Origin of the sequence: Pleurocapsa sp. PCC 7319, from assembly GCF_000332195.1 — a bacterium.
Taxonomy (GTDB): Bacteria; Cyanobacteriota; Cyanobacteriia; order Cyanobacteriales; family Xenococcaceae; genus Waterburya.
In genome coordinates this window covers 3447080-3463438 of record NZ_KB235922.1, presented here as the reverse complement: position 1 = coordinate 3463438, position 16359 = coordinate 3447080, and the positions used below count along the sequence as shown (strand labels likewise).

Sequence of the window (16359 nt, the reverse complement as noted above, 5' to 3'; positions counted from 1 at the left end):
TTTTTTACCACTGCAAATCGTATTGATGCAATCATATAACATTAATACATTTGAAGTCTGTAATTTGATTTACTCAGACTCTTTTCCTGATTAGATGATAGAAAGTTTAAACAGTTAGGTCCCGGCAGCGATGTTGGGACTTAGCTTTTCAAAACCATAAATAAAGAGAGTTATCACAAATTGCGATCGCTTCTAAATCTAACTTGCTCAAATTACTTTAAAATATTTATCTGACTACTTGTATTTGGTAACATAACCATTCATGACTACTTACTATTACGTTGCTGCTAGCCAAAAGTTTTTATTGGAAGAAGAACCTTTTGAAGAGGTAATTAAAGAAAGAATTCGTAATTATCAGGAACAAAATAAGGAAATTGATTTTTGGTTAGTTAAGCAACCAGCTTTCTTAGAAGCTCCAGAAATGGCAAATGTTAAAGCCCAAATTCCTCAACCAGCAGCAGCAGTAATCACTACCAATGAGCAATTATCTACTTGGCTCAAATTACGATTAGAGTATGTAGCATCAGGAAAATTTGAAGCACCTTCTGATACCATCCCTGAGCCGATCGCTTCTTTGGAACAAGTCATATAAAGGAAATTTTAGGTTAATTTTGCTGATTAAATCTTCCCGATCGCTGTAAACAATAGATAAGATATTAACTTTGATTATGGGCTCATCTATCTGTTTGATTTTATGAAGGCGGTTCAGGGTTACTCTAGTATTGTCGAGATATTACAGAAACAGGCTATTACTCAACCTGATGCCACAGCATATATTTGGCTAGAAGATGGGGAGAATAAAACCACTACGCTATCTTATAAAGAACTAGAGCTACAAGCAAAAGCGATCGCTATCCAATTAAGAAAGTACGCTGTTCCTGGTTCTAGGGTTTTAATTGCCTATCCTTACAGTACAGGGTTAGACTTTATCACCGCTTTTTTCGGTTGTCTTTATGCTGGAGTGGTTGCTGTTCCCTGTCATCCTCCTCTCAATCGTTTGACTATCGCTGAGATGAAGTCTCGTCTTGTCTCGGCGGAGATAGAGATCATTTTAACCAATTCAAGTTTATTTTCTAAGCTACAGAAACAATTAGCTGAGGTAGGATCGAGTTTACATTGGCTCAACACAGATAATTTACATCCATCAGATTCTCAAGAATTAGATAATTGGCAACCACCCAAGTTAGATTCTCATAGTTTAGCTTTTTTACAATACACCTCTGGGTCAACAGGAGAACCAAAGGGGGTAATGATTACTCACGACTGCTTATTACAAAACCAGGAAATGCTCAGACTTTCTTTTGGGCATAGTAAACAGTCTCTAGGAGTGGGTTGGCTACCTTTGTTTCATGACATGGGTTTAATTGGCAATGTGATCCAACCCATATATCTAGGAATATCTTGTGTCTTGATGTCTCCCGTTAATTTTGTGCAAAAACCGCTCCGTTGGTTACAGGCAATCAGTAAATATAAAGCGACCACTAGCGGTGCGCCCAATTTTGCCTATGATTTGTTATGCGATCGCGTCAAAGATGAACAACTCGCTCAATTAGACTTAAGTAGCTGGGAAGTGGCATTTTGTGGTGCAGAACCAGTGCAAGAGTCAACAATAGAACGTTTTAGCCGTAAATTCGCTTCCTGTGGCTTTCGCCAGCCAGCTTTTTATCCCTGTTATGGCATGGCGGAAGCAACTTTGTTAATTACTGGGGGTAGCAAGGAACAAGCTCCAAAATTTCAGTATTTGGATCGGGTGGCTTTAGAGCAGAATCAAGTAGTATTTGCAGAACAATATCAGCCAGGAGTTGCCTCAGTTATTAGTAATGGTCATCCTTGGCTGGATGGTAAACTGGCAATCGTCGATCCTCAGACTCAAACTAAATGTAACTCAGATACTATTGGAGAAATCTGGTTTTCTAGCTCTTGTATTGGTCAAGGATATTGGCAATCACCTCAAAAAACCCAAGCAACCTTCCAAGCCTATTTACAAGATAGTCAAGCAGAAAAATACTTGCGGACTGGGGATTTAGGCTTTATTCACCAGGGCGAATTGTATATTACTGGTCGTTTAAATGATGTGATGGTCTTTTGGGGGCTAAATCATTATCCTCAGAATATTGAGCAGACAGTTGAACAATGTCACCCCGCCTTAAAAGCGAATAATGGTGCTGCTTTATCAGTAAAAGTAGAGGGACAAAATCGTTTAGTCATTGTTCAAGAGATTGAACGTAGCTATCGAAAGTGTTTAGTCCCAGAAGAAGTTATTGAAGCTATTCGTTGGGCAGTATTTCAGGAACATTTTATTGATGTCTATGCGATCGCTCTTCTCAAACCAGGAGCCTTACCAAAAACTTCTAGTGGTAAAGTAAAACGTTCTGCTTGCAAAGAAAAATTTCTCTCTCAAAATTTGGCAGCTCTGCATACATGGTATATATCCGATGTCCGAGCAAGCGATGTCACCGCCCTCTGGCAAAGATACACTAATCCTTTAACCTATCTGAGAATTTTTGCCGCGATCGCTAGGGGAAGACTAAGACGTTGGTTATTTTTATTCTTGAAGGTTTAGTATCGGTTATTGATTCATTGTTAATTGTTCATGGCTAGATTTAACCGTCTAATAATTTTAATCCTTACCACCGCGATCGCCTTTTTAGCTGGGGAATCTCCTACTAATCCTGCCGAGAAAATTAAGTTTAACTACAGTATCTTAGGTTTTAGCCTGGATGTAGAAGATTTAGCTTTATACGCTAATGAGGGCAAAGTTACGAGGCAGTTCAACTTTTATCTCAAGCGATTTTCTCCTCAACAACAGGAGCAGTTACAAGAATTTTTGCAACTAAAATACGATATCGATCCTGTCCTCGTCTATCGCTTTTCTCGTACTTCCGTAGGTCAAAAGATGTTATTGCGAGTAGGAGAAATATTACAGACTCCCCATGATATTAACGGTTTTTATGGTTTACGTGCTGCTGCGGTGAAAACAGCCAGCGATTCTGAGGGGGTTAATCTAGTCAATTTTTTGCGCTATTTTCCCACAGAACTAAAGCTCAATTTGCCAGAAATACTTAAATTAGTTAAACAAGTCTCTAAAAATAGCCAAGAAACCGATGAATTTATTTCTAGTCTGAGTAAGCTAGATTCTGAACCCATTTCTCCAGTAAAAGCAGTCAAATTTTCAGATTTATCAATTCCTGGTCAATTCTCTGTCACCAAACAAGAACTGAACCTTCAAGATACCAATCGTGACAATCGTAGTTTGCTGGTCGATCTTTATCTACCCCAGAGCCGACAGCCACAAGCCAACGCTAAATACCCCATAATTGTCGTATCAAATGGTCTAGGGGCAAGGCGATCGCGATTTGTTGAATTAGCTGAGCATCTGACATCCTATGGCTTTGCCGTAGCAATTCCCGATCATCCAGGAACTAATCATCAACGCCAAGCAGACTTTATTAAAGGTCTATATAAAGAAAATTTTGATGCTCAAGATTTTATCGATCGCCCTTTGGATATTAGTTTGGTTCTGGATGAACTAGACCAATTAAATCACCATAAATTCAATAATCGCCTTGATATAGAAAATGCAGGTGTTTTTGGCTATTCTTTTGGTGGTGCAACCGCTCTTTCCTTGACTGGTGCAGTATTAGATTTTGAAGAACTGCAACAAGATTGCGATCGCCCACTAGATTTGCTTAATATTTCGATACTATATCAATGTCGAGCTTTGGAGTTACCTCGGCAGGAAGTAGACTTGCAAGATCCACGAATTAAAGCAACTTATATGTTTGTCCCTTTTGGTAGTAGCTTGTTTGGGGAAGAACAATTAAGCCAGATTACCACACCGACAATGTGGCAAACTGTAGACCGAGACTTTTTAACCTCTTTACTGAAAGAGCAGCTTCCTGCCTTCGAGGCGATGGGTAGTGCAGAAAAATATCTTGTCGTGTCCGAAAAACTGCCTCACACTAACGCTACTTTAGATCAAAAGCGATCGCAATCTCAGAATCTGGAATCAGACATCAGCAAAAAATATCAAAATGCCTTAGCGCTAGCTTTTTTCCAAACCTACGTGGCTCAAAATGCTGATTATCTTCCTTATTTAAGTTCAGACTATCTTCAAGTATTAAGTCAAAAACCTTATAATCTTCATTTACTTGAAAAATGAAAGATACTTAAAATAAATTTCTTCATCTCTCCTGTTATAGCCGTACAAAGTTAACTTAGGACAAGTTTATTTGATTGCTCGTAAGTAATGAGTAACGAGTAAAGAGTAACGAGTAACAAGTGTCCTAATCTAAGTCCGTATTGCTGCTATACTTTTGAGAAATGGTATAGATAGCTTTAAAATTTGACGTTTATGAGAGCTTGATTTACTTCAGCTAAGTAATCCTCTAAATCTAACCCGTGAGCTATGGATAGTTTTTTGAGAGCGTCTAGGGTTGGCTGTCGCCCTTCGGTTTCAATTCTTCTCAGATGCCTGTCCGAGATGCCATTAATCTCGTTTTGATTTAGTTTGTGGGCTTTTCTGACAACGGCGATCGCTTTGCCGAAAGATTTGCCATACTCTAGTTTGTTAAGTAGAAGCTGCTCTTTAAACTCTGGATCGACGGCAGCTTTGATGTCTTCTAGATCGAGATGAATAGCGGCACTCTTCCAGTAAAGATAACTACCATCTTCATCTATCTCGAAGTTAGATTTTTCTGATTCGGGGATTTTATCCAAACAGGGAAGGGCTTTAAAAGGGATCTCCCAGGTTGTTAGATCGCATCCCATAACAAATAATGAATCATCAGATACAGAGGCGATCGCAATTAGCTCGTCTTCAGCTTCCCATTTCCAAGCCGATTTAATTCTCTTGGCTACCTTTGGGTCAAAACCATAGTAAGACTCTACGGGCTTGTTTTGACCCTTCACCTGAAGAATTACAGAGTTTTCTAGGTAAATTAAATCTAGTTCTGATTTGGTTTTGTTGTTCTTAATCGTTTCGCTTTTCAAACGATTGAGATTCAAAGATTTTACAGCCAAGGAGTTTGCTCGGCGATCGACAGAATACATGGGGTCTACTTTAGTATTAAGGCTCATTACTTCATTTTCTCCTTGACGCATACTTGAATTTGCCAATCAAGTAGAAGCTTCTCTCTATTGCTGGTGACAAAACCGAGGATTGCTTTTTCCTCTTTAGAGGTAAGGGTAACTGACTTATTCTTGGGGAACTTGAAAGAGTAATCCAAGCCGTTTTTCGATGAGGTCAAAATATACACCCTTATTTCCCACCTTCCAGGCTTTTTAACGTGGAAATGTGGGGGGCGATGGTCGCTCGAACGAAAAAACGCCTGTAGTCCTTTTAGGCTGAACTCTTCGATTCTCCCCAAATAAAAATTCTCCTTGATTGAACCAGAGGGGCGAGAGATAGTAATATTCCCCGACTCCACCATAATTCAATAATGGCACTTAGCGGACATATTTTGCAACCTGTTTAAAATCATGTCCTATTTGATGGGGAATAGTGTTCTTATTCTTATCTATCCTCTGCCTTGACTACATTTAGGGGAAATATGAGAAGTACGAGTATCGATCTTGTCTGTAGGATAAGCAGTTAAAATAACTTGACCATCTTCAGTTTTGATGATGCCCCGTGCTGGAAAAATATCTCCCTTGCTAGTTTTAATAGGTTTGATATCTGGAGATTGAACTGGTGACTTGGGAGGAGTAATTTTTTCCTGGACTGAGAAAGTATCAGAATCAACTGATTCGCTAGATTCAGGAGGAATATTTCCGATAATATTTCCCATATTTGATCCCAAGGGTGGGATATCTGGAAATTGAATTGGTGGCTTAGAGGTGGTCATTTTCTTCTCGACTAAAATAGTATTCAAATCAATTGGTTAGCTAGATTCTTTAGCAATACTGCCCTTGCCCTTAATTGTAATTGTTCAACTATTACTTGTCTTAGAGAGCGATCGCTCTTAACATATTGCCAAGCAAAGAGCTGAGAGGTAATTAACCTGAGTTATCTGCAATTAGGGGAAATATGAGGAGTACGGGTATCGAGCTGGTCTGTAGAATAGGCAGTTAAAATAATTTGACCATCTTCAGTTTTGATGATCCCCCTAGCTGGAAGAATATTTCCCATATTAGATCCCAAGGGGGGGATATCTGGAGCTTGAACTGGTGGCTTAGAGGTGGTGATTTTTCCTTGAACTAATATAGCTTCCGAGTCAATGGGTTCTGTTGGTTGGGGAGGAATACCGCCTTTACCTTGAATCGTTAAACCACTAGATTTTCCCGAAATGCGATCGCTTTGACAAGCTTGAGCCACAGTTTGTTGAGAATCAACTAGGTTATTAGGTAATTCAAGATCGGTTTGAATCGTATTGATATCGGGGGTAAAAATAGAAATGTTACCATCTAAACCGAATTCGGAAGAGACATTAATATCGTTAGTGTTAGAATTTAAAGGACGTTCTTCAATACCCAATAAAGACTCGGCAGTAATATCAATATTGCCCCCATTCCCGTCTTCGGCAGTAGCAATAATATCGTTATTACCATTAGGGAAAGCAACGATAAAATTAGTATCAATAGTTAAGTTACCGCCATTAGCATTCTTGAAAGCTTGAGCGGAGATCAAACTGTTATCCTCTAGAGTGATACTATCGGCAACTTGGAGATTAATATTGACACTATTACTAGTTGTTTCAGCTTGAGTAGCAGCTACAATGCTAGCTCGATTACTCAGATTAATCGAATTAGCTTCAATATTAATAGTTCCTGGTTCTCCTGTACCTGGTGGAGAAGCATTCGAATCATCCAAGTTACCAACGTCAATAGTTCCACTATCATCAACAGTCAGTTGGCTGGTAACAACCAAATTATCAAAATTGCCAACGTCAATAGTTCCACCATCATTAATAGTCAGTTGGTTGGTAATAACATTGACATTGCCTCCATTACCGTCATTGAGTAGTGCGTTAGCATATAACCCACTACTAATATCTCCTTCTGCATTTAGACCATTGATGAAGATTGATTCAGTAGCATTAACAGTTAAATCCCCCGCATCTCCTGCACCACCTGTAGTAGTAGCAATGAACCCTCCTGCGCTCAGCTCCAGGTTAGCAACATTGATGGTCACATCTCCTGCATTTCCCGCACCAGCTGTCAAAGTAGTAATGAACCCTGCTGCGCTCAGCTCCAGGTTAGCCGCCGAGATGCTCACATCTCCTGCATCTCCTACTACATCTTCATCAACTATACTAGCAACGAAACTAGTATCACCATCAATGTAGATGGTATCTTGGGCGCTAATCTCGACATTCCCACCATTTCCCTGACCTAATGTACTAGTATTGACTTGTCCCCCCGACGTTAGAGTCAGATTATCAGTAGCAATGGTCACATCTCCTGCATTCCCATCACCTAATGTACTAGTATTAACTTGTCCCCCTGCCGTTAGAGTCAGATTAGCAGTAGAGATCGTGACACCTCCTGCATCCCCTACTGCATCTGAATTAACCAGACTAGTAACATTACTAGGAAAGCCACCATCAGAAAGTTGACCATCAATGGTAATGGTATCGCTAGCGGTAATATCGACCGAACCGGCATTACCTTCACCAAAAGTATCAGCAGCAACTTGCCCCCCATTGGTTAGAGTCAGATTAGCAGTGGAGATAGTTACACCTCCTGCATTTACTTCTGCATCTGAATTAACGTTACTAGTAGCACCACTAGGAGTACCGCCTGAATCTTCACCATCAAAAGTTATATCTCCAGTAGCGGTAATATTGACCGAACCTGCATCCCCTTGACCAAAAGTACTAGCATCAACATCTCCCCCATTTATTGCTTCAATTGAACCAGTATTAATCGTAATATTGCCTGAATTACCGACTCCATCTGAATCAACTTGATTAAAAATACCACTGTCATCAAGGGTTATATTTTCAGCAACATCGATAGTTACATCCCCTGCTTGTGCCTCGGCAGATGTAGATTCAGCTCTAATTCCTGCCCGAATGAGACTACTACCAAATTCTTCTCCTGCTGATAAATTTAAGTTACGAGCGTTAACGCTAACACTTCCTCCCCCTGTTCCCCTGGCATCTACATCGGCACCATTGCTCAAGTCAATATCTGCTTTGGTTACTCCATCAGGAAAACTCAAACTACCATCGGGATTAATCCCAACTGTCCCTGCTTCAGATAATCCTCCTAATTCTATGTTTCCTCCCTGAGTAGTAGCTTCACCCTCCTCAAAATTAATATTACCGCCAATAAAAGCTAGATTATTACCTGATGCAACCTCTAAACCGACAAATTCTCCAGAATCATTTTGCACAGAGGAACGATTTGTTATTTCTCCTGGTTCAGAGCGAAAACCCAAACCAATAGGTGCATTAATCGTTAATAAAGGTGGAGTTTCTAAATCTGTCGCACTAAATTCCCCATCTTCAAACAGAATACTACTGGCACTGCTGCCATAAAACGAACCACCAACATCTAATCTTGCACCTTGCCTAAAAATAATCCCCGCAGGATTAATTAAGAATAAATTAGCACTACCATTTGCCCGAATCAAACCATCAATATTGGAGATATTTCCCCCTGTGACTCTAGATAAGATATTGGCTATATCAGGAGCGTTATCAAAAAATGCCGAACCGCCATTCGGTACAGAAAAATCTTGAAAACTATGAAATAAATTATTCCCTGATCTATTTCCATCTTGGATGGTAAAATCATTTCCCTCGGCATTAACTGTAGTGTTGGTAGTGCCGTCTGGTGTTACTTGTGCTGTAGCTGGTTTTAATAAAATTCCAGGAATAATAATGCAGCCAACCAAAAATAGTAATAGAGATAATCTCTTTTTCATGTTTAACTTCTCAACTTCTCGATACCTTAGTTGAGATGCATTATACAGACATAAGTATTTAAAATCGATTGTCTATATTAATAGACATCACAAAATTTAATTGAGTCAAGACTAGATCGAGTGGGGTGAACTCATGCTGCGGAGAGTCAGGAGGAAGAAAAGAGTTAGATATTAGGGAGTGGGAGTGTTTGTTTTGCAATACAATTCACGACCGAGATATCAACGCAGCAAAAAACTTAAATCAATGGGCGGGTGGGCAATCCGACCAATCTAAAAAGCGCGACAACGCGGTCTTGCGAGACAGTCCGTTGGCGGGGTTCCCCCGCTTAAAGGAACTGTCGAGGGCGGGGGTTTCCCCCATGAGCGATTGTCGTAAGAACGGACGTGGGAGCAAGTGTCAGACTACAACAGTAGCAGTTTGTGTTGAACCGTCTACCACCCCTAAACAGTTAACTCTGTTTTAGGGAATCTCCGTACCTTCAGGTCGGAGAGGATGTCAACTGAGTTATCTGCAATTAGGGGAAATATGAGGAGTACGGGTATCGAGCTGGTCTGTAGAATAGGCAGTTAAAATAATTTGACCATCTTCAGTTTTGATGATCCCCCTAGCTGGAAGAATATTTCCCATATTAGATCCCAAGGGTGGGATATCTGGAGCTTGAACTGGTGGCTTAGAGGTGGTGATTTTTCCCTGAACTAATATAGCTTCCGAGTCAATGGGTTCTGTTGGTTGGGGAGGAATACCGCCTTTACCTTGAATCGTTAAACCACTAGATTTTCCCGAAATGCGATCGTTTTGACAAGCTTGAGCCACAGTTTCTTCTGATTCCACTAGGTTATTAGGTAATACAAGATCGGTTTGAATCGCATTGATATCGGGCGTAAAAATAGAAATGCTACCATCTAAACCAAACTCTGAAGAGGCATTGATATCGTTAGTGTTGGGATTTAAAGGACGTTCTGCAATACCAAATAAAGACTCAGCAGTAATATTAATATTACCCCCATTCCCTTGTTGGGCATTGGCGATAATATCGTTATTGCCATCGGGAAAAGCAACTAGAAAATTAGTATCAATAGTTAAATTACCGCCATTGGCATTATTGAAAGCTTGAGCCGAAATAAAACTGCTATCCTCTAGAGTGATCGTATCGTCAACTTGGAGATTAATATTGGCACTATTACCAATTTCAGCTTGAGTAGCAGCCTCAATTCTAGCTGTATCTACTAAATCAAGATTATTGGCTTCAATCAAAATATTTCCTGGTTCTCCCGTACCTGGAGTTCGTTCTCCTATATTGTCAAAATTACTGGCTTCAATTGTGCCACCATTAGCAATAGTTAGTTGCTCGGTAAACACATTTACATTACCGCCATTGCCATTATTGATTAGGGCATTAGCGGATATGCCACTGCGAGAGCCTTCAATTGCTCCACTGATGAAGATAGATTCTGTGGCATCGATGGTTACATTTCCCGCATCACCTTGACCAAAAGTACTGGCAGAAACTCGTCCCCCATTAGTCAGATTAAGATTAGTAGTAGAGATGGTTACTCCTCCAGCATCTCCTACTCCCCCTGTATCAACCAGACTAGTAGCACCACTAGGAATACCTTCTGAATCTTCACCATCAATAGTAAGATCTCCAGTAGCGGTAATATTAATCGAACCGGCATTTCCTTCACCAGAGGTATCAGTTTCAATTCCCCCTCCATTGCTCAGAATCAGAGTACCAGTATCAATGGTGATATCTCCAGCATCTCCCACTCCTTCTGAATTGACCTCACTGGTAACATCACTATCATCGCCCCCAGAATCTACACCATCAATAGTGATGGTATCCCTAGCGGTAATATTGATTGAACCTGCATTCCCTTGACCAGAGGTATCACTATTAAGTTCTCCTCCATTGCTCAGAGTCAGAGTACCAGTATCAATTATGATATCTCCAGCATTTCCTTCACCAGAGGTATCAGTTTCAATTTCCCCTCCATTGCTCAAAATCAGAGTACCAGTATCAATGGTGATATCTCCAGCATCTCCCACTCCTTCTGAATTGACCTCACTGGTAACATCACTATCATCGCCCTCAGAATCTACACCATCAATAATGATAGTATCGCTAGCGATAATATTAATCAAACCAGCATTCCCTTGACCAGAGGTATCACTATTAATTTCCCCTCCATTGCTCAGAGTCAGAGTACCAGTATCAATTGTGATATCTCCAGCATTTCCTTGACCAAAGGTACTAGCATTAACTACACTGCCAGCAGTTAGGTTGAGATTAGTAGTCGAGATAGTTATCCCTCCTGAATTTCCTGTTGCATCTGTAGCAACAGCACTAAAAATGCCACTAGAAATACCGTCTGAACCTTCCCCCGTAGCGGTAATATTTCCTGTGGCGGTAACATTAACTGCCCCTCCATTACCTTGACCAAAGGTACTAGCACTAAAGGAACCGCCATCGATTAATTCCAAAGAATCAGTAGTAATAGTAATATTCCCCGCATTACCTATTCCTTCAGGCTCGACTCGATTTCTAATGTTACTATCATCAAGGCTAATATTTTCAGCAACGTTAATCGTAATATCTCCCGCCTGGGCTTGAGGATTGGTGGAATTAGAGCTTATTCCTCCCCGAATCATGCTTATGCCCAATTCTCCTGCTGCTAAACTGAGATTATTCGCATCAATGGTAATATTTCCTCCTCCCGCACCTTGAACATCGACATCCGCAGCATTAGTCAGAGTAATATTTGCCTGATTTAAGTCGTCTGGAAAACTCAAACTGCCATCCTGATTTAGATTAACTATTCCTGCTTCGGCTAATCCGCCAAGATAAATATTTCCACCCCTAGCAGTAGCGTTCCCCGACTCAAACCTAATATCTCCCCCAACAAATGCCAGATTATTCCCCGAACTAATTTCTAAACCTGTTAATAATCCAGAACTGTTTTCGACTCGCGAACGATTAACAATCTCTCCTGGTTCATCCCGAAAACCCAACCCAATGGGTGCATTAATCGTCAGTATTGGCTGCTCGATATTATCTACCGCACTAAATTCCCCATCCTCAAACAGAATACTGCTAGCACTGCTGCCATAAAACGAACCACCAACATTTAAACTGGCATTCTCACCAAAAATAATTCCCGCAGGATTAATCAGAAATAAATTAGCACTACCATTTGCCCGAATCAAACCATCGATATTGGAGATATTTCCCCCTGTGACTCTCGACAAAATATTGGCTATATCGGTAGCGTTGTCAAAAAATGCCTCTCCGTCAGTAGGTACAGAAAAGTCTTGAAAACTATGAAATAAATTATTTCCTGCGCGATCGCCATTTTGGATTGTCAAATTATTCCCATTGGCATCAACTGTAGTGCTGGTAGTGCCGTCTGGGGTTACTTGTGCTGTAGCTGATTTGACCAAAATTCCAGGAATGATAATGCAGCCAACCAAAAATAGTAATAGAGATAATCTCTTTTTCATGTTTAACTTCTCAACTTCTCGATACCTTAGTTGAGATGCATTATACAGACATAAGTATTTAAAATCGATTGTCTATATTAATAGTCATCACAAAATTTAATTGAGTCAAGACTAGATCGAGTGGGGTGAACGAAAAAAGGTGTGGGAGTTAAATAATAGAGACGCTTTAAGTAACGAATAAAAAGTAACGAGTAACGGCAATTAAAATTTTGGCCACCGTAAATTTCGCTCACCCGATCGAGTGTTAAACCCCGTCCACATTGAAAACTGGAGTTTTGCTGGTTAAATAAAGTTGGAGTTAGAAGGATCAAGAACAACTTTTTACTTGCTACTTGCTACTTGTTACTTTACCTACCTAGATTTAACTCTTCATCCGAACTTGATATTAGAGCTGGTCATTTTCTTCTCGACTAAAATAGTATCCAAATCAATTGGTTTATCCTTCTTTTATGACTATAGGGTGATAAAAAAGAGATTACTCATTTGCTGCAAACTCTGTCATCTTGTGGCTGTGGTAGAGAACCATTCACATCAGTTTTCTGTGCCACCAACTCCACATTGCCGCGATCGTTAATTATCCATCCCTGAGCCTCAATAATTTCTTTTTCTTCTTCTATTTCTCTATTTGACTCGGCTTCCTTCACTGTCTCGACTTGCTCTGATTCTTCCCCAGTCGCCGGTGCCACTAAATCTACAGCAGTTACTTCCCCATCTCTTACTTGACTTGGATTTGGCGCTACACCACCTTTACCTGTGACAATAAATTCGCTTCCTTTCCCTTGCTGACAGAGATTTTGTGCTACTAATCCCACCACATCGATCACAGACATAGGTAACTCTTCTAATGCCTCGACGGGATTAACATCTAGTTGATTGATGCCTATTGTTCCATCTAAGCCAAATTCGGAAGAGGCATTAATATCATTGGTAACAGGATCGAGAGGACGTTCTTCAATACCCAATAAAAACTCAGCAGTAATATCAATATTGCCACCATCTCCTTGTTCTGCCGATGCAATCAGGTCATTACCATTACCCTCACTAGGGAAAGCAACTAGAAAATCAGTATCAATAGTTAAGTTACCGCCATCGGCATTTTCGAAAGCTTGAGCGGAGATCAAACTGTTATCCTCTAGAGTGATGCGATCGGCAACTTGGAGATTAATATTGGCACTATTACTAGTAGTTTCAGCTTGAGTAGCAGCTACAATGCTAGCTCGATTACTCAGATTAATCGAATTAACTTCAATATTAATAGTTCCTGGTTCTCCTGTACCTGCTGGAGAAGCATTCGAATCATCCAAGTTACCAACGTCAATAGTTCCACTATCATCAACAGTTAGTTGGCTGATAACAACCAAATTATCAAAATTGCCAACGTCAATAGTTCCACCATCATTAATAGTCAGTTGGTTGGTAATAACATTGACATTGCCTCCATTACCGTCATTGATTAGTGCATTAGCATATAACCCACTACTAACATCTCCTTCTGCATTTAGACCATTGATGAAGATCGATTCAGTAGCATTAACAGTTAAATCCCCCGCATCTCCTGCACCAAGTGTAGTAGTAGCAATTAACCCTCCTGCGCTCAGCTCCAGGTTAGCAGCATCAATGGTCACATCTCCTGCATTTCCCGCACCAACTGTGAAAGTAGCAATTAACCCTCCTGCGCTCAGCTCCAGGTTAGCAGCATCAATGGTCACATCTCCTGCATTTCCTACTACACCTTCACCAACCGCACTGAAAACACCACTAGCATCACCATCAATGGCGATGGTATTTTGGGCTCTAATCTCCACATTCTCACTATTTCCCTCACCAAAAGTACTAGTATTGACTTGTCCCCCATTGGTGAGAGTCAAATTAGCAGTATTGATTGTTACACCTCCTGCATCCCCTACTGCATCTTGATCAACCGCACCGAAAACACCACTAGGAGTACCGTCTAAATCTTCACCATCAAAAATAAGATCTCCTGTAGCGGTAATATCGACCGAACCGGCATCACCTTGACCACTCGTACTAGCATTGACTTGTCCCCCATTAGTGAGAGTCAGATTAGCAGCATCGATGGTCACACCTCCTGCATTTCCTTCTGCATCTGGAGTAACCACACTAATAGCACCACTAGGAGTACCGTCTGAATCTTCACCATCAAAAGTAATATCTCCTGTGGCAGTAAGAGCGACAGTTCCGGCATTCCCTCGACCAAAAGTACTAGCATCAACTCTTCCCCCTGCGCTCAGAGTCAGATTGTTTGTCCTGATAGTCACACCTCCTGCATTTCCTACTGCATCTAAATTAACCTGACTAGTAGCGCCACTAGGAATACCTTCTGAATCTTCACCATCAAAAGTAATATCTCCTGTGGCAGTAAGAGCGACAGTTCCGGCATTCCCTCGACCAAAAGTACTAGCATCAGCTCTTCCCCCTGCGCTCAGAGTCAGATTGTTTGTCCTGATAGTCACACCTCCTGCATTTCCTACTGCACCTGAAGTAACCTGACTAGTAGCACCACTAGGAATACCTTCTGAATCTTCACCATCAAAAGTAATGTCTCCAGTAGCGGTAATATTGACCGAACCGGCATTTCCTCGACCAAAAGTACTAGCATCAACTCTTCCCCCTGCCCTTAGAGTCAGATTGTTTGTCCTGATAGTCACCCCCCCTGCATTTCCTTCTGCACCTGAAGTAACCGTACTAGTAGCACCACTCTGGAAACCTTCTAAATCTTCACCATCAAAAGTAATGTCTCCTGTAGCAGTAAGAGCGACAATTCCGGCATCACCTCGACCAAAAGTACTAGCATCAACTTGTCCTCCATTGATTGCTTCAATTGAACCAGTATTAATCACGATCCTGCCTGAATTACCCACTCCACCAGAGTCAACTTGATTTGTAATAAAACTATCATTGAGAGTTATCTTTTCAGCCACATCGATAGTCACATCTCCTGCTTGTGCCTCGGCAGATATCGATTCAGCTCTAATTCCTGCGATAATGAAACTACTACCGAATTCTCCTGCTGCTAAATTTAAGTTACCAGCATTAACGCTAACACTTCCTCCCCCTGTTCCCGTGGCATTTACAACGGAAAAATTGCTCAAGTTAACATCTGCTTTGGTTACTCCATCAGGAAAACTTAAACTACCATCGGGATTAATATCTACTGTCCCTGCTTCAGATAATCCCCCTAATTTAATATTGCCTCCTCGTGCAGTAGCTAAACCCGTCTCAAAGTTAATATTACCGCCAATCAAAGCCAGATTATTTCCTGGAGCAACTTCTAAACCGACAACTTCTTGATTGCTATTTTGCCCTAAGGAACGGTTGATTATTTGCCCTGGATTATCTTCTAAACCTAATCCTAGAGGCGCATTAATAGTTAATAAAGGTGGATTTTCTGAATCGGTAGCACTAAATTCAATCCCATCTTCAAACAGAATACTGCTAGCACTGCTGCCATAAAACGAACCACCAAGATCTAATCTTGCATCTTGCCCAAAGATAATTCCCGCAGGATTAATTAAAAATAAATTAGCACTACCATTTGCCCGAATCAAACCATCGATATTGGAGATATTTCCCCCTGTGACTCTAGACAAAATATTGGCTATATTGGCATCGTTATCAAAAAATGCCTCACCGCCATTAGGTACAGAAAAATCTTGGAAACTATGAAATAAATTATTTCCTGCGCGATCGCCATCTTGGATCGTCAAATCATTCCCATCGGCATTAACTGTAGTGCTGGTAGTGCCGTCTGGTGTTACTTGTGCTGTAGCTGGTTTTAATAAAATTCCAGGAATGATAATGCAGCTAACCAAAAATAGTAATAGAGATAATTTCTTTTTCATGTTTAACTTCTCAACTTCTCGATACCTTAGTTGAGATGCATTATACAGACATGAAATATTAAAAGTCGGTTGCTTATCTTATAGCTGTTACAAAAATCAATTTAATTAGGGAACGATTAGATCAA

The 16359-nt window shown here is 40.6% G+C and carries 9 protein-coding genes and 1 pseudogene; 4 read left to right on the top strand and 6 right to left on the bottom strand.

Going from position 1 to position 16359, the window contains the following annotated elements; all coding sequences use genetic code 11:
• Positions 1-262: 262 nt before the first annotated feature.
• From PLEUR7319_RS0119665 to PLEUR7319_RS0119655, 3 genes are all read left to right on the top strand, one after another.
• A complete protein-coding gene (locus PLEUR7319_RS0119665; protein ID WP_019506942.1) occupies positions 263-592 on the top strand; it encodes an MgPME-cyclase complex family protein in 330 nt (109 codons plus the stop codon).
• Positions 593-694: 102 nt separating this feature from the next.
• Positions 695-2563 carry a fatty acyl-AMP ligase gene (locus tag PLEUR7319_RS0119660; protein WP_019506941.1) on the top strand — a complete coding sequence of 623 codons (1869 nt, stop codon included), beginning with the start codon at positions 695-697 and terminating at the stop codon, positions 2561-2563.
• Positions 2564-2593: 30 nt separating this feature from the next.
• Positions 2594-4162: an alpha/beta hydrolase gene (locus tag PLEUR7319_RS0119655; protein WP_019506940.1), complete on the top strand. Its 1569-nt coding sequence runs from the start codon at positions 2594-2596 to the stop codon at positions 4160-4162.
• Between the two features lie 176 nt (positions 4163-4338).
• Here the strand turns inward: PLEUR7319_RS0119655 and PLEUR7319_RS36115 are convergent, their stop codons facing one another.
• The 4 genes from PLEUR7319_RS36115 to PLEUR7319_RS0119635 all read right to left on the bottom strand — a co-directional run bounded on the left by PLEUR7319_RS36115 (position 4339) and on the right by PLEUR7319_RS0119635 (position 8872).
• Complete coding sequence (locus PLEUR7319_RS36115; RefSeq protein ID WP_144054345.1) at positions 4339-5118, bottom strand: helix-turn-helix domain-containing protein; 780 nt, start codon at positions 5116-5118, stop codon at positions 4339-4341.
• Positions 5079-5432, bottom strand: a complete 354-nt coding sequence (locus PLEUR7319_RS0119645) for a DUF4160 domain-containing protein (protein WP_019506938.1) — start codon at positions 5430-5432, stop codon at positions 5079-5081. Before PLEUR7319_RS0119645 ends, PLEUR7319_RS36115 begins: the two co-directional genes overlap by 40 nt.
• Positions 5433-5519: 87 nt before the next feature.
• Positions 5520-5846, bottom strand: coding sequence for a hypothetical protein (locus tag PLEUR7319_RS0119640; protein WP_019506937.1), 327 nt, complete (start codon positions 5844-5846; stop codon positions 5520-5522).
• Between the two features lie 161 nt (positions 5847-6007).
• Positions 6008-8872, bottom strand: coding sequence for a filamentous hemagglutinin N-terminal domain-containing protein (locus PLEUR7319_RS0119635; protein ID WP_019506936.1), 2865 nt, complete (start codon positions 8870-8872; stop codon positions 6008-6010).
• Positions 8873-8988: 116 nt separating this feature from the next.
• Here PLEUR7319_RS0119635 and PLEUR7319_RS43610 point away from each other — a divergent pair.
• Positions 8989-9144, top strand: a pseudogene (locus PLEUR7319_RS43610) (zinc ribbon domain-containing protein); the annotation flags it as partial.
• A 233-nt stretch (positions 9145-9377) separates the two neighbouring features.
• On the opposite strand, the gene PLEUR7319_RS0119630 reads toward PLEUR7319_RS43610, so the two are convergent.
• Positions 9378-12371 carry an S-layer family protein gene (locus PLEUR7319_RS0119630; protein ID WP_019506935.1) on the bottom strand — a complete coding sequence of 998 codons (2994 nt, stop codon included), beginning with the start codon at positions 12369-12371 and terminating at the stop codon, positions 9378-9380.
• A gap of 479 nt (positions 12372-12850) precedes the next feature.
• Positions 12851-16234 carry a filamentous hemagglutinin N-terminal domain-containing protein gene (locus PLEUR7319_RS36110; RefSeq protein ID WP_019506934.1) on the bottom strand — a complete coding sequence of 1128 codons (3384 nt, stop codon included), beginning with the start codon at positions 16232-16234 and terminating at the stop codon, positions 12851-12853.
• Positions 16235-16359 lie beyond the last annotated feature (125 nt).

What these genes read in the sequence shown, in the direction of transcription:
- PLEUR7319_RS0119665 (WP_019506942.1), top strand. Translation starts at nt 263, where the DNA reads ATGACTACTTACTATTACGTTGCTGCTAGCCAAAAGTTTTTATTGGAA.
- PLEUR7319_RS0119660 (WP_019506941.1), top strand. Translation starts at nt 695, where the DNA reads ATGAAGGCGGTTCAGGGTTACTCTAGTATTGTCGAGATATTACAGAAA.
- PLEUR7319_RS0119655 (WP_019506940.1), top strand. Translation starts at nt 2,594, where the DNA reads ATGGCTAGATTTAACCGTCTAATAATTTTAATCCTTACCACCGCGATC.
- PLEUR7319_RS0119645 (WP_019506938.1), bottom strand. Translation starts at nt 5,432, where the DNA reads ATGGTGGAGTCGGGGAATATTACTATCTCTCGCCCCTCTGGTTCAATC.
- PLEUR7319_RS0119640 (WP_019506937.1), bottom strand. Translation starts at nt 5,846, where the DNA reads ATGACCACCTCTAAGCCACCAATTCAATTTCCAGATATCCCACCCTTG.
- PLEUR7319_RS0119635 (WP_019506936.1), bottom strand. Translation starts at nt 8,872, where the DNA reads ATGAAAAAGAGATTATCTCTATTACTATTTTTGGTTGGCTGCATTATT.
- PLEUR7319_RS0119630 (WP_019506935.1), bottom strand. Translation starts at nt 12,371, where the DNA reads ATGAAAAAGAGATTATCTCTATTACTATTTTTGGTTGGCTGCATTATC.
- PLEUR7319_RS36110 (WP_019506934.1), bottom strand. Translation starts at nt 16,234, where the DNA reads ATGAAAAAGAAATTATCTCTATTACTATTTTTGGTTAGCTGCATTATC.